The sequence below is a fragment of the Vibrio sp. 1580 genome (genome assembly GCF_033340055.1).
In genome coordinates, this window is the sequence record NZ_JAWOVT010000006.1 from 274,411 (window position 1) to 301,397 (window position 26,987).

Here is a 26,987-nt window from a genome sequence, read left to right on the forward strand (position 1 = left end):
CACTAGTAGCTCCTCCTAATGAGACTATTCGGCTTTCTTATCTGCCGCTGTAACCTTGCTCTCTTGCGCTTTCACGGCCTCTTCGACTGCTGGCTCTGTTTTTACAGGCTCAGCCTCTGAATCGGTGTTCTTTGCGTAAGGACGATTTACAGATTGCGCTGCCTTCTTCAACTCTTCAACTGAAGATTTCAACTCAGGGGACAAATCATCCATCCCCATTTGTTCTGCTTTGCGCAAGTTTTCTTGCAGCTCTTGGACTTTCAGCTCGTGTGACAATTCGTCTTTGACGCTATTTGCCATACTCTTAGCGGCACCGATAAAGCGAGACACGCTGCGAATAGCATGAGGCAAACGCTCCGGCCCAAGAACGACCAGACCAACAACAGATATTAATACCAGTTCCCAAAAACCGATATCAAACACGTTTTACGCCTGCTCTTTGTCTTTTTTCGTTTCAGGAGCAGCTTCTTTTTTCTGCTGCTCTTCTAGACTTTTTGGTTCGAAGTCTGCGTCTTTGTCATTTTTCGCAGGTTCATCTTCGCTCATCGCTTTTTTGAAGCCCTTAACGGCACCACCCAGATCGCCACCGATACCGCGTAGTTTCTTTGTTCCGAATAGCAATACAACAATTACAGCAATGATTAGAAGTTGCCAAACACTGATACCACCCATTCTCTTTACCTCGGGTCTTTAAACAAACAAAAATATTTCAAGAGTTTAACGTCTATTGACGATAAGCTCGCCAACTAAGCAGCCAAAATGTGACACCTGCGATACCGCAGGCCAACGAAAGCTGCTCAAAAGCATCGTTCACCAATATTGCCGAGCATACGACTAAAGTCGCGCCAACGCCAAACAAAAACTTTCCTGTCGCCTGCAGGCGCTTGCTCTGGCGATACCCTTGATAAAGCTGATCCATACGTTGATTCATCGCTTTACCTTGTTTCAGGCTATCGTAAAGCAGCTCTGGCAGTTCAGGTAATTTCTCTGCCCAAAATGGTGCGCGGTCTTTAATCGCATTCACTAGAGCTTGCGGCCCAACTTGATTCATCATCCATTCTTCCAGGAATGGTTTTGCGGTCTCCCACAAATCAAGTTGAGGATATAGCTGCCTACCAAGCCCTTCCACGTACAACAGCGTTTTTTGCAACAGTACAAGCTGTGGCTGAACCTCCATATTGAATCGACGTGCCGTATTGAACAAATTCAACAACACATGACCAAAGGAGATTTCGCACAATGGCTTAGCAAAAATAGGCTCACACACAATGCGAATCGCGAACTCAAACTCATCGACATTGGTATCCGCAGGCACCCATCCTGAATCCACATGTAACTCCGCCACTCGGCGGTAGTCACGATTGAAAAACGCCAGGAAGTTTTCCGCCAGATAACGCTTGTCTTCGCTATTAAGTGTACCAACGATTCCGCAATCTAGCCCTATCCACATTGGGTTCTCTGGATGTTCGGGTTTGACGAACACATTACCCGGATGCATATCGGCATGGAAAAAGCTGTCTCGGAACACCTGAGTGAAGAACACACTCACACCGCGTTCCGCGAGCAATTTCATATTGGTGCCATTTGCTTTCAAGCCTTCAATATCAGAGACTTGAATGCCATATATTCGCTCAGAAACCATGACAGTTTCATTACTGAAGTCGGGAAAAACTTCAGGAACATACAATTCTTCGCTGCCCTCAAAGTTGCGGCGCAACTGAATGGCATTCGCCGCCTCACGTCGCAAGTCGAGTTCATCAAGCAGGGTTTTCTCGTACTCACGCACGACTTCAACTGGTTTTAAACGACGTGCTTCAGGCATCGCTCCGGCGACTATACGCGCCATTCGGTGCATCAGTTTTAGATCTGAATCAATGACTGGGCGAATATCTGGGCGGATAACCTTTAATACCACTTCTTGGTTAGTGTCTTTTATGCGCGCAGTATGTACCTGAGCAATCGACGCAGACGCCAGTGGTTTGATATCAAACTCGGTAAACCATTTTTCTAACGGACCACCTAATGCTTGCTCCATCTGCTTTTTTGCCAACTCGCCATCAAAAGGCGCGACTTGGTCTTGAAGTAAAGCTAGGGGATCAGCGATATGCGGAGGAAATAAGTCACGGCGCGTCGACATCATCTGACCGAACTTAATCCAAACCGGCCCCAGCTCTTGCAGTGCTAAACGCAGACGTTCACCGAGTGGTTTTTCTGGGTGCTTGTTCTTAATCCAAAACAAGCTTTTGCGCAGTAAAAGCGGCGCTTTGGTCAGTTGGTGATCGGGAAGCAGCTCATCTAAGCCGTATTCCAGTTGTACTTTGGCGATGTGGTATAAGCGCTTTAGTTCTGCTGGCGTCATGGTTTCTCCAATGCAGGCTTATCTGCATCCAGCTTATTCAGCAAAGCCGTTAAACGAGCTTCAATGCGAGAAGCCTGGCTGCGAACCTCATCAACTTGGTCGCAGAAATAGGCCACTTCTAACGGAGCGGGAGCCAGTTTCCATTCTTCAGTCACTACTTGCGCCAGATGACGCTGGTGTTTTTCTGCTTGAGACGCAAGAAAGTTGCCGATGTTTTTTGAACCTTGCACAAAGGTATGTGCGGCGACATCGCCAGTCACGCGAGACAACCACTCTTCAACATCTGGTTTGCAATCCACCATCAACTGAGAGAATTTCTGCGCCAATTGAATATCGCCTTCTAGTTCAAGTTTATCTTGTTTAATAAGACGAGTGATGTTGGCCTGATCGCGCAGCTCTGGTAACACACTCAAGTTGAGCGATAGATAGCAGTTAGGCTGCCCTTCGTAATGACCAAGCACATCAATTTGCTGACTAAAAACGAATGTCAGTGTTTTATTGATCTCTTTCAGGTGAACTTGAATAACTTGACCTTTTAGACGCGCTAAACGACGGCCCAATGCAGGGTCGTCTTTGATCAGTGTATTCAGTGACGTTTCAATCACAGCGGTGATAAGTGGTTCAAATGGCATGCCGTTAACCCTTAGAATTTATAACCGCGATGCAAAGCCACAATACCACCAGTTAAGTTGTAGTATTTGGTGTTTTCAAAACCTGCGTCTTGCATCATGCCTTCCAGCGTTTCTTGGTCTGGATGCATACGGATTGACTCCGCTAGGTAGCGGTAACTCTCTGAGTCATTCGCAACTAGCTCACCGATTCTCGGCAACAAGTGGAATGAATATGCGTCGTATACTTTCGATAACGGCTCTAGCACTGGTTTTGAAAATTCCAACACCAATAGACGGCCGCCTGGCTTCAGTACGCGGAACATTGAACGAAGCGCTTTGTCTTTGTCAGTCACATTACGCAAACAAAAACTGATGGTGATGACATCAAAATAATCATCTGGGAACGGCAGTTCTTCTGCGTTGGCTTGAACGTAATGCACGTTACCCACAATACCGTTATCACGCAGTTTATCGCGACCAACGTTAAGCATTGAGTTATTGATATCGGCAAGGATGACATGGCCTTCATCGCCAACAATGCGCGAGAATTTCGCCGTCAAATCCCCCGTACCACCACCTAGGTCAAGAATACGTTGGCCAGGGCGAGCGCCACTACAATCGATAGTGAAGCGCTTCCAAAGGCGGTGAATACCACCTGACATCAGGTCATTCATGATGTCGTATTTTGTTGCCACGGAGTGGAATACTTCGGCAACCTTAGTCACTTTTTCGTCTTTTGCCACTGTAGAGAAACCAAAGTGAGTGGTTTCATTCTCTAACGCTGTATTGGATTGCAAACTTGTGTCCGTCATTCTAATTCCTCTTAGGCAGCGCTTTCCTCTACGGGGCGTTTGTTGACAAATAAAATCGCCCACTGCACTGCGGGCGATTAGTTTACTTTATCCTCAGCCGGATGTCTTTCTACTAACGGGTCATTTTCTGAAAATGCATCACTCTGCGCTAACTGCGCGAGGTCGGAAGAAATCGGTCGTTTAATTTCAACTCCCAAGTGTTTAAAGCTTTCGGCTTGGCGAATCACATTTCCGCGCCCTGTGGCAAGCTTGTTCATCGCACCTTGATAGCTTTGATTCGCCTTATCCAGCGCACCGCCGAGCCCCTCCATGTCGTCTACAAACAATCGTAATTTGTCGTAGAGTTTTGTCGCACGCTGCGCAATCATTTTAGCGTTTTCATTTTGGCGTTCATTGCGCCATAGATTATCAATGGTGCGCAGTGCCACCAGCAACGTTGTTGGGCTCACCAAAATGATGTTTTGCTCCATCGCGTCTTTAATCAAGCTCGGATCGGCTTGAATCGCGACTTGGAACGCCGGCTCAACCGGGATAAACATCAGAACATAGTCCAAACTCTGAATACCTTTGAGTTTGTGGTAGTCCTTCATGCTTAACCCTTTGATATGTGCACGTAGAGCAGCTAAGTGCGCATTCAAAGCCTGATCGCGCTCAGCATCAGTTTCGGCGTTGAAGTAGCGCTCATAGGCAACCAGCGCCATTTTAGAATCCACAACCACTTGTTTGTTTTGTGGGAGATGCACAATGACATCAGGTTGGTAACGCTTGCCTGCTTCATTTTGTAAGTTCACCTGAGTCTGATATTCGTGCCCTTCACGCAAGCCAGATTCGGCAAGTACCCTAGCGAGCACCACTTCGCCCCAGTTACCTTGCTGTTTGTTGTCCCCTTTCAACGCTTGGGTCAAATTAACCGCTTCGCGCGTCATTTGCTCGTTCAAACGTTGCAGGTTTTTCAGCTCATGCACTAAGGTATGGCGCTCTTTAGCTTCTTGGCTAAAGCTGTCATTAACGTGCTTTTTGAACCCTTCTAACTGTTCTCTAAGCGGTGACAACAAGCCTTCTAAACTCTGACGGTTTTGCAAATCGACCTTCGCGGTTTTTTCTTCAAACAATTGGTTGGCCAAGTGCTCAAATTGTTGTTTCAAGCGTGCTTCCGCTTGTTCTAAAATTTGCAGTTTTTCGGCATTAGCTTGGTTAATTTGCTCATGGCGAGCTTGCTGTTCACGCAGCTGCGTTTCTAGACGTGATTTGTGTTCACGCATTTGACCAAGCTCATCAAAGTATTGCTGGCGCTCTTGCTTTACAGCCTCGAAGTAACGCAGTTTTTCCATAGCTGCCATCAGCTTTCCGTGCGTTTGACGCACTTCAAACGCGGCTTTATCGCGCTCATCATCTAACTCATCCAACTCTTGCTGAGCATCGGCAAGGCTTTGCTTGACCTGTTCAAGTTGCTGTTGATGAAGCTGTTTTTCTGAAACAAGTTGTTGCTCGAGAAGCTGAGTTTGGGTGATAAAACGCTGTTTCACCCACCAACCGGCAGCGACACCACTAAGCGTGGCAGCACAAAGAGAAGAGAGAATGAGAGATTGGTACTCAAGAATCCATTGCATAATAGCGAGTTAGCCTGTGTTTTGTATCTATAACAATGGTATTTAGACACTGGATAAATGTCCAGTTTGTTGGATGAAAAATCCTCGCATACACTAGGCCTTCCTATAATATTCTTTCTTCCGCTCAAATTATCCAAACCGAGCGGCACATCATCACGCAGAGGCATCATGAACGAGCGTCGCGCCCTAGGATTTGGGCTCTCAGCAGTATTACTTTGGTCTACCGTTGCAACCGCATTTAAACTCACGCTGGCAGAATTTACGCCGATTCAAATGCTATGCATTGCCAGCATCGTCTCTGCGATTGCACTAACAGTAATCTGTGGTGTGCAAGGTAAATTGGGCCAGTTAAGCGCTACATTTTTCTCAAACCCTTGGTATTACCTACTGCTTGGGTTGATTAACCCTTTGGCGTATTACGTTATTCTGTTCAAAGCATATGACTTGCTGCCCGCATCTCAGGCTCAAGCGATCAACTACAGCTGGGCCATCACCTTAACGCTAATGGCTGCTGTTTTCTTAGGACAAAAGATCCGTGGTAAGGACTGGCTGGCTTGCGGTTTTAGTTATGTCGGCGTGATAGTGATTGCCACACAAGGCAATCTTTTAGGCATGGAATTTGAGAGCCCGTTGGGTGTTGGTCTTGCGCTGCTATCAACGCTGCTGTGGGCCGGTTACTGGATTTTAAATACCAAAAATAAGGCCGACCCTGTGGTTGGCGTTCTGCTCGGCTTTTTGGTCGCTATTCCATTCGCCATTGGTTTAAGTCTTTATGAAGGTGCTGACTGGCAGGCAATCTCAGCTAAAGGCTGGGCAGCGGTGACGTATGTCGGACTGTTTGAAATGGGGATCACTTTCGTTTTGTGGCTGAGTGCACTCAAATCAACGCAAAACACCGCGCGTATCAGTAATCTGATCTTTGCTTCTCCATTTATCTCACTCATGTTGTTAGCTACCATCATCGGCGAAGAAATTCACCCTTCAACCTTGATTGGCCTGGTATTGATCATCAGTGGCTTAGTCATTCAGCAAGTCTCATGGGGCAAGAAAACCAAAGTGGTAAACGCTTCTTAATCACCTATCAAAAGCCCTAAAAAACGATGCAATAAGTTGGATAAAAAAGAGATATAGATAACATTTTAATGATAGAAAGCACTTTACGCTGCTAGGATTTAGCTACGCGTTGGATACGATACTCACAAAGCCCAATAGCTTACGCTAGATTCTAATATAATTACCTTTGGGCGATTTAGGACTCGTTATTAATTATGTTTCGCTTCGCTATTCCTTCGCCTTTGATGGCAGACTGGCAACACGTTCTGCGACAATGCTGTAATGTAACTCAAGCTCAGGGACAGCTTTATACTCTGAGCGATACTCAGCAGTGGCTATCGACTGAGGTGTCCACCTCAACCCAAAATCATCGTGCTATCGTCGATGTGATAACGCAAGTTGTCGATCACTTTACGCCGACAGATTTTACAGTTAGCCATACCCCCTTTGAAGAGCAAACCTTGAGCATTGGACCGATTTGGCTACCTAATGGCGAATTGCTTGCCGTACTGACACTGACTCACCCTAATGATCAATCAACGGTTGTTTCGGCATGGCTAAGCGCAATCGCGGGGCGGATCAGCTTTGATATCAACTTGCACTGTCAGCAAGAACAAACGCGACATCAAAGCGCGGAAATAAAGCCAACACCAACACTACAAGAGTTTATCGACTGCCTTGAAGACCACGTATGGATAAAAGGCATGGATGGTCTTTATTCGATGACCAATCGAAGCGTAGAAAACGCGTGGCAAAAAACCAACAGTGAAATCATTGGAAAAGACGATTTTGCTCTGTTTAGCCATGAACGTGCGGAAAAATTCATTGATGCCGATAAATTGGTGGTAGCCACGGGCACGCAAAATATTGTTGAAGAATGCCGTCAAATTGATGAAAACAATAACCCCACTTGGCTAGAAACCATTAAGTCTCCTGTCCGTGATCATGCGGGAAACTTAATCGGCATTCTGGGGATGACACGTAACATCACCCGCCGAAAAATGGTAGAAACGCAGCTCTCCTTAGCGTCCCAAATTTTCAACAATTCGCAAGAAGGCATGGTCATTACAGACCGCAATGCCAACATCATTGATGTAAACACGGCTTTTACCCAAATTACAGGTTACCGCTCTGAAGAGGTGATAGGAAAAAACCCACGAATTCTGCGCTCAGGCCATCATGATCAAGGTTTCTATCAACAGTTGTGGCATCAACTCGAAAACAAAGGCCAATGGAAAGGCGAATTCATCAACAGAAAGAAAGATGGCAGCATTTATCCGCAATTAGCGACCATTAGCGCCGTAATGGACGATAAAAACCACCTTATTAACTACATTTGTGTGTTTGAAGATATCTCTGTGCGTAAGGCACACGAAGAAAAGCTGCAGCGCATGGCTTTTTACGATCCATTAACCAATCTACCTAATCGCACCCATTTACTCAGCTTACTCGAACAACACATCGAAACCGGACACAAAAACCAGCAGACGTTTGCCACCCTATTCTTAGATATCGACCATTTCAAACACATCAACGATAGCATGGGCCACTTCTGTGGTGACCAATTGCTGTCTAAGTTAGCGATTCGTCTGCAAGATGTGCTTCACCTCAATGCGCATGTGGCTCGTATTGGCGGCGATGAATTTGTGATTATTTTGCCAGACATCCATAGTGATGTTGCCTTACTGGAAACCGTCGGCGATATTCTAAGCGTATTCCAGCAACCATTCGACTTAGCAAATCACGACTCACTTCGTGTCTCGACCAGTATTGGTATTGCCTTGTACCCAAGAGACGGTCAAGACAGTGAAACCTTACTGAAAAACGCAGACACTGCGATGTACTTAGCGAAGAAAAATGGACGCAACGGCTACGCGTTTTACTCACCGGATTTGACCGATAAATCCGTATCCCATGTACGCATTCAATCCGCTTTGCATCAAGCAATAGAAAAACAACAACTCCGGTTAGAGTTCCAACCGCAATACAACTTGGAACAAAATACGATTGTCGGCGTGGAAGCTTTATTACGCTGGCAGCATCCAGAGTTTGGCCTTGTACCACCAGCAGACTTTATTCCAATTGCAGAAAAAACAGGGCTGATTCAAAGCATTGGTGAGTGGGTGTTACAACAAGCTTGTTTGCAAGGTAATGCTTGGCTGGACCAAGGCATCGAGTTTGGCAAAATCGCCGTCAATGTTTCTGCGTTGCAGCTTCAGCAGTCAAATTTCATTCAGCGATTAAGTACTATCCTCGATAACACCGGATACCCTGCCCAACGGTTAGATTTGGAGATCACAGAGAGCTTTTTACTGATCGACCCTCAACAAGCCATTGCATCGTTAAATCAATTACGAGAACTGGGTATTGAGATTTCTCTGGATGACTTTGGAACTGGCTATTCGTCTTTGTCTTACTTGAAAGGTTTGCCAATCAACAAACTGAAAATTGACCGCTCATTTGTCAGTGATGTCCCAAGTAATAGCGACAGCAACGCGATTGTGAATGCCATTATTGCCATGGGAAAAACGCTGTCGTTGAAAGTCGTCGCGGAAGGGATAGAAACTCGGGAACAAGCCGATTATTTATTCGAAAAAGGCTGTATTTATGGTCAGGGATATTTGTTTAGTCAGCCAGTGAGCGCTGAAAAACTGTTTCGTTGAACCAGCTTGATCCTCAAGTCACTCTCGCGGTGCCACGTCCGCGGAGGTAATTTGTTTTGCTTGATTTTGGGTTGATTGGCATAGCTCTAGACGATCAACCAAAATATTGATACAAACCAGCAACGGCACACCGATCAATAGTCCCATTCCGCCCCAAAGCCAGCCCCAAAAAACAAGCCAAACAAAAATCACTAACGGGTTTAAGTTAAACCTTTTCCCCAATAGTGTTGGTGTAACAAACTGACTTTCAATCAAATTGAGCAGTAAATAGATAGACACCACCGTCAGCATAAAACTGACCGACTCCAACTGAAGATAAGCAACAAAGCCAAAGCTCACCATGGATATGACAGGGCCGAGGTACGGCGCAAAATTCATCACGCCTGCAAATGCGCCCCATAGAAATGGATCTTCAAGGCCTAGAACAAAAAACACGGCCCCAACACTCAACCCCAGCCCCGCATTCACTAAAGTGATGGTGCCAATGTATCGAGATAGGTCTTTCTGTAGCGCTTTGACCAACTCAATCGCTTGGCGCTGTTTGGCGAACCCATGTAGGTAAGACACTGACTTTCGAAATAAGCTTCGTCCATGATTGAGCATAAAGTAAACCATAAACAGCACGATCATCGCTTGTGTCAAAATCGTCGGCGTAGTGGTCGCGAGCGTTTTTACCAAAGAAAATACGGTGTTGTTCCCGACCTCATCCATACTCATATCGTTGGCGATATTCAATGGAGTATTAAGGTGATCAGCCGAAACTTTAGTAACTTCGCTTACTTCTTGCGACACATTTTTCACGATACTGGGCAGCTCAGACCACCATTGCTTGGCGGGCTCCGACATGGCGGCAAGACCAATAATTGAAGCGCCAACGAGGAATGACAGCGTCAACACGACGGTAATAGCACGTGGTAAGCCTTTGTCTTCAAGATAATTAATGAAAGGGCTGCACAGCAGAGAAATAAAGGTGCTAAGCACAATAGGTAACAATATTGGCTTGGCAAAATACAGCCCTGGGACGAGTAACAGGACGAGAAGCGTTGCACCAATCGCAGTGTTGGCAGGAATGTTCAATTTCGCTGTCATAATAAGCTCAGAATCGGTAAGAAAATTTTGCGGTGAAATCCGCTATTAGAGTGGTTCGCCCTCTGTCGTCGCAGCGTTGCTTACTTGTGTTGCTGCATTTCCATTTTGCTCCGCATCTGACTCATCCAGAGAAGCTGCCGCGACCGGCTTTGTGAGCGAATCGGTAATATCAGACACGCTGCTAACCAATAGCCCCATTGACGAAATAGAAGAAGTCAGTCGAGACAATCGACCTGCTTTTGCAGCGGTAACGGCAACGACAGCACTAATGCCTAATGTCGTCCAAGGGTTTTCTCTCACAAACTTCTTGGTGGTAAACGTGAACATTTCCATCGACAAACAGCATTGCTCTAGAGACGCTTTACCTTCCATCCGCTTGATCCGCATGGCTCGATTGAGCTTTTGTAGCGAGCGCATCCCACCCCTCCTGTAATTGTTCTGTCGTATTTTTGAATCCAAGAAATCCAACTAAACGCTTCTGCCACCAGGCTAAAGCAAATAATGCCAAGCCTAATGATGTGATAAATACACCCACGGCAACATACACGTTGGCAGTTAACTGATAAGCCACCACCCCAGAGGCAAGGCACAAACTGAATACGAACAATACCGACAATAGAGTAAAAACAACGGTACACAGCAAAATCTGACGCACTGCGGACACGTTAACTTTCATCTCCAAGAGGAACAAATCCAACGTTGAACCTGACCATACTTTTAGCGATTTCGTCAGTTGGTCCAATTGCGCAAGAATGCTGCTCAAACCATTAATGGTTTGTTGGATATCCTGTTCTTCTGCCCCATCAGGGGCTCGGCCGCTGTCTGAAGCCGCCGAGCCTGATTGCTGATTGGTAACTTGCCCTGAGTTATTCATGTGAAGCCTCGCCTTTCTGTTGTGTGGCTTAATCCTTGGTGACCACTATTATTTGATCAGCTTCGAAACCGCCCAACCAGCAAGGAAGGCACAGCCTATGCTCAGCAATGGGCGCTCCTTGATTACATTTTCTGCCGACTTGGTCGCCTGCTGAACTTGCTGTGCACCGACATCCAGCTTCTCTTTGGCTTGGTCTTTCATCGCGCCAACAGCTTCCGTCGTGGCTTGCTCCGCTAAGTGATATGCTTCTTCTAACTGCTCTTGAGGTTTTACTGTGCTTTCTTTTGTAGTAGCCATAACTAGCCTCCATTAATGAGTTGAGTAGTGAATCAAGTGAAACAATGTTTGACCTCACTTACTCCCTACAAAGCCATATCCATGCCAGAATTTTAAGGTATTGTTTTTTATTGGTTTTATTTTTGTTTCGATAAAAAGCCGTATCTGTACGTGTAATTCTTTCCAGGCTTTCCCCGCCATTCTTGTAATTTTTTCTTAGCGCCTTACCGACTGTTAGCAAGTTATTGCAAAACAAGACATTAAGCCACTGATTAATAAGACTTAAAGTTCATTGGCATACAACCTGCAACTGAAGACGAAACATCGTGTTTGTATTCCATACGCTCAAACACCCCTATCACCAGTAAATAAGGAGTGGCATATGAAAAATGAAAACATCGCCTCAATCATTGAGCTTATCGAAAGCGGAAATGAAATTTACAACAAGGCCATCGAGAACATCGACAACACTTCTTTGAATAATGTGTTGGTAGAACTGCTCAGAGTACGTGAGCGTGCAGTCATTGAGCTCACTCCCTACTCTCTAGCAAGTAACAATGAAGAATCTGCCGACGACACTCCGGTTTCCTACACCATCAAGGCGCGTGAGGTTTACAGCGACGTGATGAAGGAAGTGTCCTCTGACAAAGAGTCAATGTATTTAGAACAGCTTGAAGGTGTCGAAAGCAAGGTACTCAAAGAGATTGAGAATTTGATTACTTCCCACCCAGAGCAGGCGGATAACTCGGTTCTGCTGAAAGTTCGTAGCGATATAAAAAGCTGCAAAGAAAAACTCAGCAGCATCAGCCTTATTAGCTAAAACCTGGTGGTCGCCTTTGCAACAAAGCTCGGTATTGAGCAAAGAAATGGCCAACTTGCTTTGGCCATTTCTGACAAGCCCACAGGCGCATTAACATAACCATCACGAGAAATGTCCCACGACAATAGTCATAAATAAAGAGGTCACTATGACATTGGATAACAATCGAGTAAGGGAGCTACTCGTAAAAATGACACACCATCGCCAAACGTGTTTGCCTCTCGTTAACCCGCAATCACATATGACACTCGCAAGAGCGGCATATCGATTCGTGAAAATAGAAAAAGTGATGATCAAAAAGATGGCGAAGCTGTTCTTCGATCAAGACGGTGAACAATTCATTGCAGAAAATGCCACCGAATACGGCGTTGCCGAGCTAGGTAATTACAAAGAAATGCATTTTATGAATAAATTACTGTTAGATGATTTAAAAGCCCTGCTTAGAGCCATTGACGACACCAACTTAACCGCACTTGTTTCTTATTGGTTAGCTGCTTTACAAGTTGAAAACGATGAAATTGAAAAGCACTTACCTCAGGGTGAGTAATTATACTCGCCCTTCTTTCTTCACTTTGTTTAAACCACATCCCCAATCAACCTAGTAAAAGGTGCAGATAGAAAAAAAGCCGCTGCATCTACTACGCAGCGACCTTGATAGCCTTTTTACGACGCACACCAAATCATCAAACAACACAGAAAAAGCGCCATGTAGAATACGAAGCAAATGGCGCGTTATCCGCGGATTACAGTGTTAAAGCGAAGATGATTTACGTCTCTGGCCTGGAACAAATACGTTCAATGACTTTGGACGCAGCTTGATTGCCAGTTGCTCATCAGAATACAGTTCACCATCAATCACATACTCAATCGGCTTATTCGCAGAAATAGTGACACTCTGAGCCGTCGCGTATTGAAAATGTGTCGATTCTTCCTGTGCGCCTACGCTCGTTAATGTCAGATCCGACAAGGCGATAAGACGTCCGCCTAAAGACTCGGTGTTATCTAAATATGTGATATGCAGCTTGCCATCATCAGGCTGCGGCGCATCACCACCTTGGGCAAGCAACGTACTAAATGGAGCGATATTCGCAACGACAAAACTATGGATTTCAAGCGTTTGTGTATTCTTGTCGTGGTTTCCATCTTCAGTTGGATCGTCTAACGAAACGGTTAAAGCTTGCGTTTCTTCCGCCACTACAGCATTAAAAAAGCCGGTGAGGTAAGCGAGTTGCCCAAAAACATTTTTCTCTTCTCGCTGAGCGTGCTCGATCATTTTCTGTTCTAGCCCAATACCTAAGACCAACAAAATAAGCCGCTGATTACATTCCGCAGTATCAATACGTTGGCAGTGTCCGCCAAGCAACGCTTCACACGCTTTTTCGACCGGTGAGAATTTTGCGCCAACGCCATAAAGCACATGACATAACGCATTGGCAGTTCCGAGCGGAACAATACCGAGTTTGAGGTCGGTATCCACCAATTGGCTCGCCACCTCTGTTACTGTGCCATCGCCACCAGCTACGATGATTTGCTTAGCTCCACTTTCTTTTGCCTGTTGTGTTAGCTGCTCGGCGCTGAGGTTTGTGGTGGTTTGATGAATACTCAAGCGATATTTTTTGGTTAGCTCACGAATCAAGTGCTGTTCGTTTTCCTCCCATTTGCCGCCACCTGAAACAGGGTTAACCACCATCCAAGTGGATTGATCCAGCCCCAGTACGCCTTTTTCACTGATCGCTCGTAACGTCCTAATCTGTAATTTATTTAATCTCGCGGTACTACGTACGTCATTGATTTTTTTCATCACAGATTCAACCGTCAGTGACGGGTCTTTGCTCAGTAAATACGCCGCCACAACAAACACTGAACGACCACGCCCTAACGCACAATGCACAACCACAGCCCGCGAGCACGAGATTTGAGTATCAATCCAGTTAATCGCATGGCGAAGGCGCTCTAGCGTTGGGGCTTTGTGGTCGAGTACCGGAATCGAAAGGTAATGAAACTGCTTGTCGGTCATCGCACTTTCAAGGCCTGCAAATTCTGCGGTGACATCGACAATACAAGAGATCTCATTGGATTCGAGAAAATCTAAGTCACTCTGAAACAAACGGCGAGATAGGTATAAATTGTCGCTGACTTTTTGGATTGGAGGCACAGTATCACGCCGTCTTTCCCAGGCGTTATACGCTCTAGCCCCCAATAAAAATGGAATGAATGCCCAGCGAATCCACCTGACAATCTTGCCATCTTGGTTTTTTCTAAAAATAGAGGGAATGTCGAATACGTAGGCTACGCTGACCAACGCTAAAGAAAGAGATATCCACAAGAACAGCAGACTAACGATAATTTGAGGCGTATATATAGCGGCCAATAAACTGATCAGAGCGCCAAGAATATAATATTTGATGATAAACATTCGCTCTCCTTGCCTTCAGCGAGTGCACTTTTTAGTGGAAGTTAGAATACGCGGGGGATTGAGCTTGGATACATGAACTTGAGTAAACGCCTTGATTGAGTGCCTTCCCGTGCCGAAATGGCACGAAAAGGTCCAACACTCTACCTAGCTTGCCATCTCTTCAACATAACCATCCGCTAGTTTCATTTTCTGCTTATCGGTCATTACCTTACCGGCTAACTGGAAGAAACGCTGCTCTTCTTCCTCAAGATGGTGCAACACTTTGTGACGCAAGGTTTTCATTAGGTTGAGCCACGCTGGCGAGCTCATATCGGTTGCATCAAGCTGTGCAATCACTTTATCAATTTCATGATGCTCTGCGATGCCATGGCGAGTGAGATCAATGGTCTTATCGCTATCTATTAAAGGCGCGTAGAAAAATCGCTCTTCTGCCGCTGCGTGCTGTTCGAGTTCCTCTTTAAGGTTGTGGTAAAACTCTTCACGAGCGGGGGAATCTCCAGACGTTTCCGTCAGAGCATCGAGTAAAAGGCGCTGCTTTTCATGACTCTCTTTCAGTACATCAAATATGTTTTTCATCTTTGACTCCTTATCTGATTGTAAACAATTGGGACAAAAGGAAGGGCGGTGATTGACCGCCCCTCTCTTACATAGCTATGCGTAAAAACCTAACCTGATTCGGCTAACAATCTTGGTCTTCAGCGTTTAGGTTTTCTTTAATGTTTTCACATTCATCTTCAATCGCATTTTGGGTTTCTTCGGCGGCTTCATCTATCTTTTTGCCGGCCTGTTCCATTGGCCCTTCTTCACTACAAGCTGCCAACGCAAACACCAAACCGAATACTGCGGCGATACGGTAAATAAATGACGTAAGTCGCATAGAATCTCCTATCTATTTACGTTTTTTCTTCCCAGCAGAACAATCACTATTGATACAATTAATGACAATAGGAATAGGTAAAATATCACTTGCGCGATAGAGGCAGCAGCTCCTGCAATACCGGTAAAGCCTAATAGTGCAGAAATTAGTGCCAGTGCCAGAAAAATAAACATCCAACGAACCATAGTGTTACCTCCTAATAAAAGTGGGTTAAATCACTCGGCTCGCTATTATTGAACCACTTCTAGCTTATCAATCACCTTATTTACGTCATTGGTGTTATTTGCAATTGAAATTGCAAGATCATGCTCCGCATCTGAATTAACTTTACCTGCCAACGTTACCGTTTTGCGTTCTGTCGTTACATCAATATCCGTACCACTCACATTGGTATCCATTAGTAGGCGCGTTTTAACTATAGTCGTGATTTTAGAATCGGTCAGTGTAGCTAAAGCTTCTGAATCAGTTTCTTTCTTGCCTTCATTCACTACTGACAATTCGTTGTTTACTTTTTTCACACCATCAAGACCAGTAACAAGCTCTTCGGCAAGTGATTTTTCAAGATCATTGTTTACCGAACCAGAAAGGGTAACGACCTGATTCTCTACATCGGTATTGATATCAAAAGAGTTGAGATTGCTGTTTAGCAGTAGTGTGGTTTCAGCTTTACCATCTAGCCAAGCGTCCATGGATTCTTTTTCCCATTTATCACTCGCTAAGACTGCTGTAGATGAAGTAGCAAGAACTGACGTAAGTACAATTTTAGCTGCGATGTTATTCATAGTAATTCTCCTTTATTGACGTTGCACTTCCCTAGGAGCAAACCATGTGCCAACTTTATAACTCATTGTTTTTAATTGACTAATAAAGGAAAGAGGTAAAAATGAGATGAGCAATAAAGTATAAGCATGAATTATTTACACGTAAAAAATGTAATTTTTAATCGGTGATAAAGCCTCCGTCACTTGTGCCTAAATAACCTGATAAAACAGAAAGGCTATTTCCCCAGAATCAATTAATAGCAAACTTATTATTTTAAAAATAAAAATCTGAACAAAAGGAAATATCTACTGATGGCTCTCACCGATATATATCAAAAAGGGGCTAACAACATAAAAATACCGAACAAATCCTTAAATCTATGCTGACAATATTTTGTCTTGTGAAGTGAGAATAATCCACGTACATTGTTTCTGTCATAGTAAAGAGGACATTTCTATGTCGATGCCAAGCCTGTTTCTAAGAATACAAGATCCATCACTTAAAAATGCCATCGCTTCTTGCCAGGAACTGAACAAATTTCGTCTGCATGACATCGATGCCGCAGACCAATGGATTGAAGATTTCCTACAACTCAAACCGGAAGTTGCGATTGTTGAAGTCGCCCACTTTACTAGTGCAGATTATCAACGTCTTTCTAATATCGAAGACATCTACGATATGGACTTGATCATCATTAGCTCTGGCGCTCCAAACGAGAACTTGGATAAGCTGATGAACTTGGGTGCTATTTTTCACTACAGAAAGCCCGTTGATATTGCCATTCTGACGGACACCCTGAGTGAAGTCAGCCAGTACTATCAACACAAACAAGATCAAGGGCGTAAAGTGTCCACCAGCGATCTTGACCAATTTGGTCTTTTGGTCGGCTCTTCCTCTCCGATGCATCAGCTCTATCGTATGATCAGGCGCGTTGCTAAAACAGAAGCCAACGTCCTTATTGTCGGTGAAAGTGGATCAGGCAAAGAACTGGTGGCGCAGACCATCCACTTAGCGAGTGAGCGTAAACAGCAGCCCTTTATAGCGATTAACTGTGGTGCCATTAGCCCTGAATTGGTTGATAGTGAACTGTTTGGCCATGAGAAAGGCGCTTTTACCGGAGCAAATAAAACTCACCAAGGTGTATTTAAGCAGGCAGAGGGCGGCACCCTATTTTTAGATGAAATCACCGAGATGCCTATCGAGCATCAAGTGAAGCTATTGCGGGTGCTAGAAACCGGAGAGTATCGCCCAGTTGGCAGTAATACAGTTCATATCGCTAATACTCGCATCATTGCTGCTACAAACCGTGATCCTAAAATCGCCATTGAGGAGCAGTTCCTGCGTGAAGATCTGTTTTTCCGCTTATCGCATTTCCCATTAACGATACCGCCACTGCGAGAACGAGGCGGTGATATCGTCGGTCTGGCCAAGCACTTTATTGCGCACCGCAACGCCAATGAGGCAAAAACCAAAACGATTCTTGACTCTGCGATCCAAAAAATCGCTGCACACGACTGGCCAGGTAATGTCCGTGAGCTCAAACACACGATCGAGCGTGCATTTATTTTGGCTGATGACACCATCCGAGATGAACACCTGATCTTCGACACACCACCATTGGAAACAGGCACCAGCATCGAAGACCTTGTTCCGGCGGGCGTTTCGCTAGAAGAGCTAGAAAAAGCCGCCATTCTCAATACCCTTGAAGAGAATCAAGGCAATAAAACGGAATCAGCGCAGGAGTTAGGCATTAGCGTGAAAACGCTCTATAACAAACTCGAAAAGTATCAAGACGAGTAACTCGCTATGAGAATACAAAAAGAGTACTGAATAAAACTCAGTGCTCTTTTTGTATCTTATCTTTTATGCAGTTAGGCTGCGTTTGGTGTTTGATTAAACCCACTGCCCCGCAACAAAACCGCTCGACCAGCACCACTGAAAATTGTAGCCCCCTAGCCAACCAGTCACATCCATCACCTCACCAATAAAATAAAGCCCTTTAATGTCTTTGCATTCCATGGTTTTCGAGGATAAGTGATCAGTATCGACACCGCCGAGTGTCACTTCCGCAGTTCGGTAGCCTTCAGTGCCATTCGGGGCGATATCCCAATGCTCTAGGCGCTCCACAATCGCCGCAAGCTCCTTTTGATTGAACTGTTTTAGCGGTTTATCGACTAGCTCTTTACGTTCAATTAAGACTTCAACCAGACGCTTAGGCAGCACTTTGGCAAGCGTATTCTTGAGTGACTGATTTGGATGCTTCTCACGACTGCGTTCTAATAACTCAGCAACATCATCGTTTGGCACAAGATTGATCAACACCTTTTGTCCGGCCCGCCAGAATGAAGAAATCTGTAACACTGCTGGACCAGATAACCCACGATGTGTGAAGAGCAGGGCTTCTTTGAACATGGTGCCATCTTCAGCCGTAATTTCCGCAGGTACCGCGATACCAGATAACTCAGCAAAGTCTTCTTTGTCTTCTTTATGCAGAGTAAATGGTACAAGCCCTGCCGTGGTTGGGATAACTCGAAGACCAAATTGTTCCGCGACTTTATAACCAAATGGTGTCGCTCCCAGTTTTGGCATCGACAAGCCACCTGTTGCGATAACTAAAGACTCACATTCGACAACCTCAGTACCAGCATGCAAACGAAAGCCTTCATCAATTTTTTCAATCGAATGAACATCGCATTGGTAACGCTGCTCGATGTTCGGCATGTCACACTCAGCTAACAACATCTTCACGATATCTTTGGCCGTAAATGCATCGACACAAAACAACTGGCCGTGATCACGCTCTTCGAACTCAATGCCATGTTTACACACCATCGAGATGAAATCCCAGTTAGTGTATTGGGAGAGCGCCGACTTAACAAAGTGCGGGTTTTGACACAAATAGTGATTAGCTGAAACGTCGTAGTTAGTGAAGTTACAACGACCACCGCCCGAGATAAGGATTTTACGTCCTGGCTTTTTAGCATGATCGAGCACCAAAACACGGCGGCCTCGCTTGCCTGCTTCTGCAGCACACATTAAACCTGCTGCGCCTGCGCCAATTACAACAACATCAAATTTCTCACTCATCGGTAGCTCTTAGACTGATTGGTATCGAATCAAAATAAAAAAGGATGTGCACATTGCACATCCTTGCTTTCTAGGCGCGACATTCTACCGACAAATACCGAAAGGGAAAAGCGCTTAAACTCTAAGCGCTCTGTATGTCCGCAAAATCTCAGACAGAACAACTTCTGGATTATTGACTCTTAGAGAATGAAGGCCGCAAGTAGCGTCACGCCGAGCAACGCGGTCGATAGAACAAACAATTCACGCACTCTTTCACACTTACCAGTAAAAATTTCATCGTGGTGATGATGATATTCTTTACTTTTAATGTAGTGATACAACCTCACCTGCTTGGTGACATTTCCATGAGTAGTAAAAAAACCATTACCATCAACTTGCTGATATAACAGCGGATGCGCTTCACGCATGATATAAATTAGAGAACGAAGAGCGGTGAGATACCGGATCATATTAACTCCAGTTACCACCATTAGCGCAAATAAGATTGTGTCTCCACTGATCATCTTTTCCTCCCTACATCTTCAACAATGCTCAAGAGAAAAAGACGACCAAGACTTCGTCTTTACCCGCTACTTACAACGTCCCAAAACGCGTTTACGCAGCTGGAGCATCCATGATTGAAGATGAACCTTCTTTCGCCATTTGTGCTAGATCTTTGTCGATGAAGAACAACGCTTTACCGTCTTCACCTACCAGTTCGATCTTATCTAAAATCCCTTTAAACAACTTCTCTTCTTCGTGCTGTTCTGACACGTACCACTGTAGGAAGTTAAACGTTGAGTAGTCTTGGCTAGTAAATGCAACGTGCGCCAGTTTGTTGATTTTTTCCGTGATCATTTGCTCATGTTCAAATGTCTCGCGGAAAACGTCACCTAGGCTCGCAAAGTCATGCTTAGGCGCATCAATAGCGCCTAAGATTGGCATTGAGCCAGTTTCACTCACGTAAGTGAATAGGCGTTGCATGTGCTCCATTTCTTCTACGGCGTGAGCGCGTAAAAATTCAGCCGCACCTTCAAAACCTTTGTCTTCACACCAAGCACTCATTTGTAAGTATAGATTGGATGAGAAAAATTCTAGGTTAATTTGCTCATTCAATTGTTCGACCATAGTTTGAGACAGCATGTTAACTCCTATTATTGTGCATGCAATATACCCAAGTAACCTCGAAATAAGTGACGCTGCGAGAATAGCTTGGTCTGGCAGACACGGCGAAGTTTCACTTCAACTCTAGTCAGTAACACTACGCTTATTTCAGCATATCAAAGTCACTTGGGTATAACGCCACTATAACATGATTACTGAGACAAGACTTTGTACCTACGGCACCGATATGAGATCACTTCAGCAAATTTTTTTTGGGGTTGGTGCTAATCTAAAACTATGACCTTACAAGGAGATAGCAATATGAGTTACAAACACATACTTGTGGCAGTCGACCTTTCAGACGACAGTAAAGTGTTGATTAAGAAAGCCGTATCACTGGCTAAACCTCTGGATGCGAAAGTCTCTTTTATTCACATCGACGTGAACTACGCAGAACTCTACACCGGGCTTATCGATATCAATATGGCAGAAGCGCAACATCAAGCAATGGAAGCATCGCGCACACAATTGGCAAACTTCGCTGAATATGCGCAATACCCAATTGTCCATACTTTAGTCGGTAGTGGCGATTTGAGTAATGAGCTGTGCGATACCATTCAAGATTACAGTATTGATTTGGTGGTTTGTGGTCATCACCAAGATTTCTGGAGCAAGATTCTATCTTCGACTCGACAGCTGATTAACTGCTCACCAGTCGATATGCTGGTCGTACCGCTAAAAGACTGATTGGCGCAGCGATAAAACTTGGTTAGACTGCGGGCACATTTGTTGTTGATAAAGATTCTCATCCATGGCTTATCTATCCGCAGTTACCCTACTTTGGGCATTCTCATTTAGCCTGATCGGCGTTTACCTCGCCGGTCAGGTTGATTCTTGGTTCTCGGTGTTCATGCGCGTGGCACTGGCGAGCCTGGTTTTCATTCCCTTTTTGAAATTCCGTGGCGTTAGCAAACCCCTGATCGCGAAACTGATGACCGTCGGTGGCTTCCAGCTCGGCTTGATGTATTGCTTCTACTACCAATCTTTTTTGCTCCTTTCCGTGCCAGAAGTATTGCTGTTCACCGTATTCACACCCATTTACGTCACGCTAATCTATGACTTCTTGAAAGGTCGCTTTTCACCTTGGTACTTAGTTACCGCTGCAATAGCCGTATTTGGTGCCGCCTGGATTAAATTTGCAGGCATTAATGAAGATTTCCTACTGGGCTTTTTGGTCGTACAAGGAGCAAACCTCTGCTTTGCCATCGGTCAGGTGGGCTACAAATATATCATGGAGAGTGAACCCGTCGATTTGCCACAACACACCGTGTTTGGCTACTTCTACTTAGGTGCACTTTGTGTAGCAACCGTGGCTTTCGCGCTCATGGGTAACCTCGACAAACTACCTACCACTGCAACACAATGGGGCATTCTGACATACCTTGGGTTGATTGCTTCTGGTTTTGGTTACTTTGCTTGGAACAAAGGCGCGACTATGGTGAACGCAGGTGCACTGGCAGTAATGAACAATGCATTGGTTCCGGCGGGCTTGATTGTAAACATTGTGATTTGGAACCGCGATGTTGATGTCATGCGACTCGCCATTGGCGGTGCGATCATCATGCTATCCCTATGGATTAACGAAACCTGGGTGAAAAAGCGCGTAGAGATGAGCTACGCCAATAAGTAACGCAGCTAATCCTATAAACATTTCGACAATAAAAAACGCTCTCCGACTGGAGAGCGTTTTTTTATTTGATTAATGCACTTTGGCTTGTGAGATTGCGTTCATCAAAGCATTAGGTGGCGTTGGCAGCAACACTTCTAGTTTCGCATTACGCGCTTCAAGCTTGCGCTGACGCTTAAGTAACTTTTGTTGTTTTTTCGCCACTTTTAGTAACTTCTTTTGCTGCTTATAGTGCTTTTTCAGTGCTTTTTTCGCTTTCTTGAGCGATTTTTTATCCGCTAAATCAAACCATACTGGTGCGTCGGCTCTTACTGGCTCCAGAGATTTTTCGGCTTGTTTTTTCTCTTTCACACGCTCAACAACACGCTTCACAATCGCGGCTTTTTCGTTGCTTTGTTTAGTTGTCACTGGAATCGCTTGTGATGGCAGAGCTTCAACCAATAAGCCACATGCTTGTTGCTCACTCAATGGCTTGTCTTGGCATTTTTGTGGAGGAATTGCGGCTGGCTTACAAAGGGTATCTTTGGCCGATGAAGAGCGTGCGCAAGAACGACAAACGAATTTTGGTGCGACAACTAAACGATGGATATCACCAAGTTCTGCCGCGATCTGTTTGCGACTCATTTTACATAAACGTTTAGCCATTCTACTACTCCAGCTTCCCAGTTATCGACCGCATCACAACAAGTGAAATAATAATAATTCTTAGTTAGATATACAGTCAGGGAAGGGAATTAGCAAGAGAAAACTATCAATAGAGACGAGGAAAGAGAGGCTGAGTCACAGCACGATACACCATACTGTGACAAGAAAAGTTGAGCCGTCAGGAAGTTATGCCATCGATGCTTTAACGTAGACATCGAAGCGATTTTTTTTCGTTTCAATCGCCATGGTCGGTTTTTTCTCGTTCAGCCAGTTAGCATAGTCTGGGCGTTTAACTACTACACGCTTTGTGGCTAACGCCATGGCTGGTTCTAGTAGGCCATCGGCGTCCAAATCAGCGCCAACCAACGATTGGAAAACGCGCATTTCTTTTTTCACGAGCGCCGACTTCTTTTTATTTTCTGGGTGCGGATACATCGGGTCAAGATACACCACATCTGGCTGGACAAAGTCTTTATCTTGCGCCAATTGTTCCAACGCATCATGGCTAGAAGCATGGATTAGCGACATGCGCTCAGATACCCAGGTGCCGATTTCTGGGTCTTGTTTCGCTCGATCCAAGCCATCATCTAACAAAGCCGCGACGACTGGATGACGCTCGACCATCTGCACTTTACAACCTAGTGAGGCGAGCACAAACGCATCACGACCAAGACCTGCCGTGCCGTCTAACACGGTTGGCGTTGCCCCTTTGTTCAACCCCGCAGCTTTCGCAATTGCCTGACCTTTACCACCACCGAACTTGCGACGATGACCGACCGCACCACCAATCAAATCCACAAAGATTGCACCCAGCTTTGGCTCATCCACTTTACGTAGCTCCAAACGCTCGGTGGTTAGCACCAAAGCAAAATCGCTATCGTCAGTATGAGAAAGCCGCCAACGCGCAGCGAGTTCATCAAGATGAGATTGTTGAGACAGGTTTTCACAGATCAATTGCAGTTGCAAAAGGAGGCTCCAATAAAAATCGAGGTAACTGGCGCTGAGTGTATACCTAAGTTACCTATTAATGCTAGGTTGAGCTTGCTACGCAGAGGTTATACAACCGTCAGTTGCTCCACTAGCTCAGAAAGCGGCTTAGGATGACCAATACCGTAGCCTTGGCCGTAGTCCACACCGAGGTCTATCAAATGCTGCATGACCTGGTCATTTTCGACAAACTCCGCCACCGTCACTTTGCCTAGTTGTTTCGCCAAGTCATTGATTGAACGAACCATCACGCGGTCCATTTCATTTACGTTGATATCTTGCACGAAAAGACCATCAATTTTCACGATATCGACAGGAAGTTTCTTTAAGTAACCAAATAAAGACAATCCAGATCCGAAATCATCCAATGCAATCATGCAACCCAAAGCCTTTAGCTTGGTAAACAGCTCAATGGCTTGATCCAGATTGCTCATCGCCGCTGTCTCGGTGATTTCTAAGCAGATTTTTTCACACGGCAGAGTCGAACTTTCCAATCGCTCCAATAAGAAGTCAATAAACTCTTGATTCCCCATAGATTGACCTGAAAGGTTTATCGAACAGCGACCAAGCTGTTCAATCACCTCAGGACGCTGTTCAAACCACTCTAGCGTTTGAGTAATAACCTGCTTATCAATCCAATGGGCAATGTTGTAGCGCTCGGAAGCAGGGATAAACAGCGCAGGAGAAACATAATCACCGTACCCATTGCGAATACGCACCAAAATCTCAAAATACATTTGAGTCTCGTGCTTTTGTAAGCTTTTTATCGGTTGAGCAAACAGTTCTAAACGTTGATTCGACAATGCCTCATGCACCAAATTGACGCTCTGCATTTCCATCTGACGACGCTGCAACTCTTCGTTATCTAAGCTGAATAGATTATAGCGGTTACGGCCTTGCTCTTTAGCGGCGTGACAAGCAGAGTCTGCTTGAGCGTGCACCATTTGTGGCGTATCAGCGGTATGATCGATGATACGGATACCAATTGAGCAACTGATGAACAGGCGTGTGTCTTCCCAAATAAAGAGGTGTTCGCTTAGTGTCGAGATGATCAGTTTGGCAATATTGATGGCGCCATATTCGTCACAGTCTTTGAGTAACACCGCAAACTCATCGCCTCCCATTCGAGCCAAGATGGAATTGTACGGCAGAACGCCTTCCAGCATACTGGCGCAGAATTGAATCGCCGCATCACCTGCATCATGCCCAACCGTATCATTGAGGACTTTTAGCTGATCTAAGTCGAGGTACAGCATGGCGTGGACTCGACGATGGCTGTCCACTTCGCACAGTGCGGTCTTAAGCTCTAGTTCAAAATGGTTTCTGTTGTAAGTCCCCGTCAGTAAGTCATAGCGAGCTTGGTATTCCAATTTCTCGGAGAGCAGTTTGGTTTCGGTAATATCTTCGCCCACAATCAGCAGTTGCTCAGATTCACTCAGCGGACGAATATTCTCGCGCACCCAAACACGATGACCATTTGCATGACGATACTCGACTTCACGTCGCCAAACACCATGCACTTGCTGGTTGGGTTGCAATAACACTTGGCGAGGGAACAGCACTTTGTCATCAAAATAGAACTCCCTCAGGCGATGTCCGAGCATGTCCATCGGTTTGTAGCCAAGAAGTAGTTGAGCAAATCGATTCACTTCTTGAATTCGGTTATTACTATCAAGCGTCACCATCATCACGGGCTGCTGCTCATAATAGTTGCGTAGGGTTGACTCACGTTGGTAGAGCTTGTCCTCCATCAATTTACGACTGGTAATATCGCGCGCTTCAAACAAGTATTGCTTATGATTCCCTACTTGCTGAGAAAAAGGCTTGAGCGAAACTTCTAATACCAAGGCGCCGTGTTCTTTACTCCAAATTTCAGCTTCAAACGTCGACACTTGATGGTGAGGCGCATGGAAATACTCCTCTAGCAGCGCTTGGGCTTTCTCACTCCAGTTGGGATGAAACCAAAGTGGTCGGTCTAAACGCAGTCCTTGGTGATAAAGTAAGGATTGAAGGTGATCGTTGCCCGATTTAAGCACACCGTTGGCATCCAAAATGCCCATATACTGCATGCTCTGATCGAAAATCGATTCTAGAATAGCCTGGCTTTCTCGCACAGCGCTCTCACTTCGACGCATCCGCTGTAAATAATAACCCATCAGCAAAATGACCACCGACATCACCACCAACAGGCTACCAAACAGGCGAATTTCCTTGGCAAAACGTTCAGAAAGCTTCATTGGCTTATTAAAAAATACCGCAGAAACCTCTTGTTCAGCCCCCAATCCCCAACGCGCTACCGCTTGGTAATCGAGCTTTATTTCAGAATCACTTTTTTTCACGGCAGGCAGAGGCTGATCAGGGTTATCCAAAACGAATTCAAGCATCTCTGCACTCTCAATACCATGCCGATAACCACTTTGAATAACCCCTCCAACTGCGCCATGACCCAAACCAATGTCATGCACCATAAACAGCGGCGCGTTTGAGACTTTGTTGACACCAACCCAGTCACGCTCGCTGCCAACCATACCTTGTTTATCTCGGTAATAGGTCCAGAACAAGACGACTTTATCGGAACTCAGTTTTGCGACTTGTTGTTTTAGATCGATGATACTGTCTGGGACAACTTGTACGATTTTGTCTCGATATTGCGGGAACTTGAGGACAAAATTGTCGATTTGATAACGCAACACCTCACCGGTCACCGAGTGGTCACTGACGATGAGAACTTGTGTGTAGTTCGGATGTAAGCGCTCAATAAGAGCGAGATTCGCTTCCAAATCGACATCTTCCATGACTCCGGTTGCATTCAGAGAACGATGTAAAGAAGGATGGTAGTTATTAATGCCGTTAAATATAACTGGGGTGTCTTTGATGATTGGGGCTAAACGCTGCATGAGTTCAAGTGCATTGTTATCGCTCACTAAAATGGCATCGAATCGCTCTTTGCGTAATTTCGTAAGATACAAGGATTTTAGTTGCGCAAAAAACTGCTCACTCTGGTTACGTTTCGAGTCTAGATAGAGCACACGCATGTCCAGCGCTCGATCGCCCAGCTGTTGCTCGATGCCTCGCTGTATGGAGTCCGTCCAGAAAAAACCCTGATGATAGGAGTGCACGACCAACACCTTCGGATCTGAGGCCGTAGCAAACGCGCTCCAACATAGCGCGGCAATAACCAGAAAACGCTGCACATTATCTCCATAGCTCGGAGTTAACCCGCAGTTACTCCTGCCAAACCTTGTGAATCCTATCCGCTATGAGTATAAAAGGGAG

The 26,987-nt window shown here is 45.3% G+C and carries 28 protein-coding genes; 7 read left to right on the forward strand and 21 right to left on the reverse strand.

Annotation, left to right across the window (positions count from 1 at the left end; all coding sequences use genetic code 11):
- Positions 1–24: 24 nt before the first annotated feature.
- The 6 genes from tatB to rmuC all read right to left on the reverse strand — a co-directional run bounded on the left by tatB (position 25) and on the right by rmuC (position 5,392).
- Positions 25–423: a Sec-independent protein translocase protein TatB gene (tatB, locus tag R7093_RS12250; protein ID WP_017635021.1), complete on the reverse strand. Its 399-nt coding sequence runs from the start codon at positions 421–423 to the stop codon at positions 25–27.
- Between the two features lie 3 nt (positions 424–426).
- Positions 427–672: a Sec-independent protein translocase subunit TatA gene (gene tatA, locus R7093_RS12255; protein WP_005382958.1), complete on the reverse strand. Its 246-nt coding sequence runs from the start codon at positions 670–672 to the stop codon at positions 427–429.
- A 52-nt stretch (positions 673–724) separates the two neighbouring features.
- Positions 725–2,359 carry a ubiquinone biosynthesis regulatory protein kinase UbiB gene (gene ubiB, locus R7093_RS12260; protein WP_318146673.1) on the reverse strand — a complete coding sequence of 545 codons (1,635 nt, stop codon included), beginning with the start codon at positions 2,357–2,359 and terminating at the stop codon, positions 725–727.
- Positions 2,356–2,991, reverse strand: coding sequence for an SCP2 domain-containing protein (locus R7093_RS12265; RefSeq protein ID WP_005379213.1), 636 nt, complete (start codon positions 2,989–2,991; stop codon positions 2,356–2,358). Before R7093_RS12265 ends, ubiB begins: the two co-directional genes overlap by 4 nt.
- Before the next feature lie 11 nt (positions 2,992–3,002).
- Positions 3,003–3,782 carry a bifunctional demethylmenaquinone methyltransferase/2-methoxy-6-polyprenyl-1,4-benzoquinol methylase UbiE gene (gene ubiE, locus R7093_RS12270; protein ID WP_005379210.1) on the reverse strand — a complete coding sequence of 260 codons (780 nt, stop codon included), beginning with the start codon at positions 3,780–3,782 and terminating at the stop codon, positions 3,003–3,005.
- 77 nt (positions 3,783–3,859) lie between these two features.
- Positions 3,860–5,392: a DNA recombination protein RmuC gene (rmuC, locus tag R7093_RS12275; protein WP_005379209.1), complete on the reverse strand. Its 1,533-nt coding sequence runs from the start codon at positions 5,390–5,392 to the stop codon at positions 3,860–3,862.
- A 168-nt stretch (positions 5,393–5,560) separates the two neighbouring features.
- Here rmuC and R7093_RS12280 point away from each other — a divergent pair, with 168 nt between their 5' ends.
- Both R7093_RS12280 and R7093_RS12285 read left to right on the forward strand, forming a co-directional pair.
- Positions 5,561–6,466, forward strand: a complete 906-nt coding sequence (locus R7093_RS12280; protein ID WP_318146674.1) for a DMT family transporter — start codon at positions 5,561–5,563, stop codon at positions 6,464–6,466.
- 194 nt (positions 6,467–6,660) lie between these two features.
- Positions 6,661–9,108 (forward strand): EAL domain-containing protein, encoded by a 2,448-nt coding sequence (locus R7093_RS12285; protein WP_158173552.1) that lies wholly within the window; start codon positions 6,661–6,663, stop codon positions 9,106–9,108.
- A gap of 18 nt (positions 9,109–9,126) precedes the next feature.
- Here R7093_RS12285 and R7093_RS12290 read toward each other — a convergent pair whose 3' ends face one another.
- From R7093_RS12290 to R7093_RS12305, 4 genes are read right to left on the reverse strand one after another with little or no spacing between them, the layout of a single operon-like run.
- The gene (locus R7093_RS12290; protein ID WP_158173551.1) at positions 9,127–10,197 is read right to left on the reverse strand and encodes an AI-2E family transporter; all 1,071 of its coding nucleotides are present in this window, start codon (positions 10,195–10,197) and stop codon (positions 9,127–9,129) included.
- 45 nt (positions 10,198–10,242) lie between these two features.
- On the reverse strand, positions 10,243–10,569 hold the full coding sequence (locus R7093_RS12295; protein WP_005379200.1) for a hypothetical protein: 327 nt from the start codon (positions 10,567–10,569) through the stop codon (positions 10,243–10,245).
- The gene (locus R7093_RS12300; protein WP_033905884.1) at positions 10,559–11,071 is read right to left on the reverse strand and encodes a hypothetical protein; all 513 of its coding nucleotides are present in this window, start codon (positions 11,069–11,071) and stop codon (positions 10,559–10,561) included. The genes R7093_RS12295 and R7093_RS12300 overlap by 11 nt, the downstream gene beginning before the upstream one ends.
- A 48-nt stretch (positions 11,072–11,119) precedes the next feature.
- Positions 11,120–11,368, reverse strand: a complete 249-nt coding sequence (locus R7093_RS12305) for a hypothetical protein (RefSeq protein ID WP_005379196.1) — start codon at positions 11,366–11,368, stop codon at positions 11,120–11,122.
- A 361-nt stretch (positions 11,369–11,729) separates the two neighbouring features.
- Here R7093_RS12305 and R7093_RS12310 point away from each other — a divergent pair, with 361 nt between their 5' ends.
- Both R7093_RS12310 and R7093_RS12315 read left to right on the forward strand, forming a co-directional pair.
- Positions 11,730–12,167: a DUF2383 domain-containing protein gene (locus R7093_RS12310; protein WP_005379194.1), complete on the forward strand. Its 438-nt coding sequence runs from the start codon at positions 11,730–11,732 to the stop codon at positions 12,165–12,167.
- A gap of 148 nt (positions 12,168–12,315) precedes the next feature.
- On the forward strand, positions 12,316–12,714 hold the full coding sequence (locus R7093_RS12315) for a hypothetical protein (protein WP_005379193.1): 399 nt from the start codon (positions 12,316–12,318) through the stop codon (positions 12,712–12,714).
- 204 nt (positions 12,715–12,918) lie between these two features.
- Here the strand turns inward: R7093_RS12315 and R7093_RS12320 are convergent, their stop codons facing one another.
- The 5 genes from R7093_RS12320 to R7093_RS12340 all read right to left on the reverse strand — a co-directional run bounded on the left by R7093_RS12320 (position 12,919) and on the right by R7093_RS12340 (position 16,242).
- Positions 12,919–14,583 (reverse strand): diacylglycerol kinase family protein, encoded by a 1,665-nt coding sequence (locus tag R7093_RS12320; protein WP_213987264.1) that lies wholly within the window; start codon positions 14,581–14,583, stop codon positions 12,919–12,921.
- Between the two features lie 144 nt (positions 14,584–14,727).
- A complete protein-coding gene (locus R7093_RS12325; protein ID WP_318146675.1) occupies positions 14,728–15,159 on the reverse strand; it encodes a hemerythrin domain-containing protein in 432 nt (143 codons plus the stop codon).
- Between the two features lie 103 nt (positions 15,160–15,262).
- Positions 15,263–15,460, reverse strand: coding sequence for a hypothetical protein (locus R7093_RS12330; protein ID WP_005379178.1), 198 nt, complete (start codon positions 15,458–15,460; stop codon positions 15,263–15,265).
- A gap of 8 nt (positions 15,461–15,468) precedes the next feature.
- The gene (locus tag R7093_RS12335) at positions 15,469–15,645 is read right to left on the reverse strand and encodes a DUF1328 family protein (RefSeq protein WP_005379177.1); all 177 of its coding nucleotides are present in this window, start codon (positions 15,643–15,645) and stop codon (positions 15,469–15,471) included.
- Between the two features lie 45 nt (positions 15,646–15,690).
- Positions 15,691–16,242, reverse strand: a complete 552-nt coding sequence (locus tag R7093_RS12340) for a BON domain-containing protein (RefSeq protein ID WP_005379174.1) — start codon at positions 16,240–16,242, stop codon at positions 15,691–15,693.
- Positions 16,243–16,678: 436 nt separating this feature from the next.
- On the opposite strand from R7093_RS12340, the gene R7093_RS12345 reads away from it, so the two are divergent.
- A complete protein-coding gene (locus R7093_RS12345) occupies positions 16,679–18,022 on the forward strand; it encodes a sigma-54 interaction domain-containing protein (protein WP_005382945.1) in 1,344 nt (447 codons plus the stop codon).
- A 93-nt stretch (positions 18,023–18,115) separates the two neighbouring features.
- On the opposite strand, the gene R7093_RS12350 is transcribed toward R7093_RS12345, so the two are convergent.
- The 3 genes from R7093_RS12350 to ftnA all read right to left on the reverse strand — a co-directional run bounded on the left by R7093_RS12350 (position 18,116) and on the right by ftnA (position 20,431).
- The gene (locus tag R7093_RS12350; protein ID WP_213987263.1) at positions 18,116–19,309 is read right to left on the reverse strand and encodes an NAD(P)/FAD-dependent oxidoreductase; all 1,194 of its coding nucleotides are present in this window, start codon (positions 19,307–19,309) and stop codon (positions 18,116–18,118) included.
- Between the two features lie 179 nt (positions 19,310–19,488).
- Positions 19,489–19,812 carry a universal stress protein UspB gene (uspB, locus tag R7093_RS12355; RefSeq protein ID WP_005382937.1) on the reverse strand — a complete coding sequence of 108 codons (324 nt, stop codon included), beginning with the start codon at positions 19,810–19,812 and terminating at the stop codon, positions 19,489–19,491.
- A gap of 91 nt (positions 19,813–19,903) precedes the next feature.
- Positions 19,904–20,431: a non-heme ferritin gene (gene ftnA, locus R7093_RS12360; protein WP_005379167.1), complete on the reverse strand. Its 528-nt coding sequence runs from the start codon at positions 20,429–20,431 to the stop codon at positions 19,904–19,906.
- A 282-nt stretch (positions 20,432–20,713) separates the two neighbouring features.
- Here ftnA and uspA point away from each other — a divergent pair, with 282 nt between their 5' ends.
- Together uspA and R7093_RS12370 are read left to right on the forward strand one after the other, a co-directional pair.
- The gene (gene uspA, locus R7093_RS12365; protein WP_318146676.1) at positions 20,714–21,139 is read left to right on the forward strand and encodes a universal stress protein UspA; all 426 of its coding nucleotides are present in this window, start codon (positions 20,714–20,716) and stop codon (positions 21,137–21,139) included.
- A gap of 64 nt (positions 21,140–21,203) precedes the next feature.
- On the forward strand, positions 21,204–22,082 hold the full coding sequence (locus R7093_RS12370; protein WP_017635030.1) for a carboxylate/amino acid/amine transporter: 879 nt from the start codon (positions 21,204–21,206) through the stop codon (positions 22,080–22,082).
- 69 nt (positions 22,083–22,151) lie between these two features.
- Here R7093_RS12370 and R7093_RS12375 read toward each other — a convergent pair whose 3' ends face one another.
- The 3 genes from R7093_RS12375 to R7093_RS12385 all read right to left on the reverse strand — a co-directional run bounded on the left by R7093_RS12375 (position 22,152) and on the right by R7093_RS12385 (position 26,905).
- Entirely contained in the window at positions 22,152–22,724 is a 573-nt protein-coding gene (locus R7093_RS12375; RefSeq protein ID WP_213880019.1) for a hypothetical protein, read from the reverse strand.
- 186 nt (positions 22,725–22,910) lie between these two features.
- Complete coding sequence (locus tag R7093_RS12380; protein ID WP_025768285.1) at positions 22,911–23,690, reverse strand: class I SAM-dependent methyltransferase; 780 nt, start codon at positions 23,688–23,690, stop codon at positions 22,911–22,913.
- An 89-nt stretch (positions 23,691–23,779) separates the two neighbouring features.
- A complete protein-coding gene (locus R7093_RS12385; protein ID WP_318146677.1) occupies positions 23,780–26,905 on the reverse strand; it encodes an EAL domain-containing protein in 3,126 nt (1,041 codons plus the stop codon).
- Positions 26,906–26,987 lie beyond the last annotated feature (82 nt).

Coding starts and splice junctions, on each gene's coding strand:
- tatA (WP_005382958.1), bottom strand. CDS start 672: ATGGGTGGTATCAGTGTTTGGCAACTTCTAATCATTGCTGTAATTGTT.
- ubiB (WP_318146673.1), bottom strand. CDS start 2,359: ATGACGCCAGCAGAACTAAAGCGCTTATACCACATCGCCAAAGTACAA.
- R7093_RS12265 (WP_005379213.1), bottom strand. CDS start 2,991: ATGCCATTTGAACCACTTATCACCGCTGTGATTGAAACGTCACTGAAT.
- ubiE (WP_005379210.1), bottom strand. CDS start 3,782: ATGACGGACACAAGTTTGCAATCCAATACAGCGTTAGAGAATGAAACC.
- rmuC (WP_005379209.1), bottom strand. CDS start 5,392: ATGCAATGGATTCTTGAGTACCAATCTCTCATTCTCTCTTCTCTTTGT.
- R7093_RS12280 (WP_318146674.1), top strand. CDS start 5,561: ATGAACGAGCGTCGCGCCCTAGGATTTGGGCTCTCAGCAGTATTACTT.
- R7093_RS12285 (WP_158173552.1), top strand. CDS start 6,661: ATGTTTCGCTTCGCTATTCCTTCGCCTTTGATGGCAGACTGGCAACAC.
- R7093_RS12290 (WP_158173551.1), bottom strand. CDS start 10,197: ATGACAGCGAAATTGAACATTCCTGCCAACACTGCGATTGGTGCAACG.
- R7093_RS12295 (WP_005379200.1), bottom strand. CDS start 10,569: ATGGAAGGTAAAGCGTCTCTAGAGCAATGCTGTTTGTCGATGGAAATG.
- R7093_RS12300 (WP_033905884.1), bottom strand. CDS start 11,071: ATGAATAACTCAGGGCAAGTTACCAATCAGCAATCAGGCTCGGCGGCT.
- R7093_RS12305 (WP_005379196.1), bottom strand. CDS start 11,368: ATGGCTACTACAAAAGAAAGCACAGTAAAACCTCAAGAGCAGTTAGAA.
- R7093_RS12310 (WP_005379194.1), top strand. CDS start 11,730: ATGAAAAATGAAAACATCGCCTCAATCATTGAGCTTATCGAAAGCGGA.
- R7093_RS12315 (WP_005379193.1), top strand. CDS start 12,316: ATGACATTGGATAACAATCGAGTAAGGGAGCTACTCGTAAAAATGACA.
- R7093_RS12320 (WP_213987264.1), bottom strand. CDS start 14,583: ATGTTTATCATCAAATATTATATTCTTGGCGCTCTGATCAGTTTATTG.
- R7093_RS12325 (WP_318146675.1), bottom strand. CDS start 15,159: ATGAAAAACATATTTGATGTACTGAAAGAGAGTCATGAAAAGCAGCGC.
- R7093_RS12330 (WP_005379178.1), bottom strand. CDS start 15,460: ATGCGACTTACGTCATTTATTTACCGTATCGCCGCAGTATTCGGTTTG.
- R7093_RS12335 (WP_005379177.1), bottom strand. CDS start 15,645: ATGGTTCGTTGGATGTTTATTTTTCTGGCACTGGCACTAATTTCTGCA.
- R7093_RS12340 (WP_005379174.1), bottom strand. CDS start 16,242: ATGAATAACATCGCAGCTAAAATTGTACTTACGTCAGTTCTTGCTACT.
- R7093_RS12345 (WP_005382945.1), top strand. CDS start 16,679: ATGTCGATGCCAAGCCTGTTTCTAAGAATACAAGATCCATCACTTAAA.
- R7093_RS12350 (WP_213987263.1), bottom strand. CDS start 19,309: ATGAGTGAGAAATTTGATGTTGTTGTAATTGGCGCAGGCGCAGCAGGT.
- uspB (WP_005382937.1), bottom strand. CDS start 19,812: ATGATCAGTGGAGACACAATCTTATTTGCGCTAATGGTGGTAACTGGA.
- ftnA (WP_005379167.1), bottom strand. CDS start 20,431: ATGCTGTCTCAAACTATGGTCGAACAATTGAATGAGCAAATTAACCTA.
- uspA (WP_318146676.1), top strand. CDS start 20,714: ATGAGTTACAAACACATACTTGTGGCAGTCGACCTTTCAGACGACAGT.
- R7093_RS12370 (WP_017635030.1), top strand. CDS start 21,204: ATGGCTTATCTATCCGCAGTTACCCTACTTTGGGCATTCTCATTTAGC.
- R7093_RS12375 (WP_213880019.1), bottom strand. CDS start 22,724: ATGGCTAAACGTTTATGTAAAATGAGTCGCAAACAGATCGCGGCAGAA.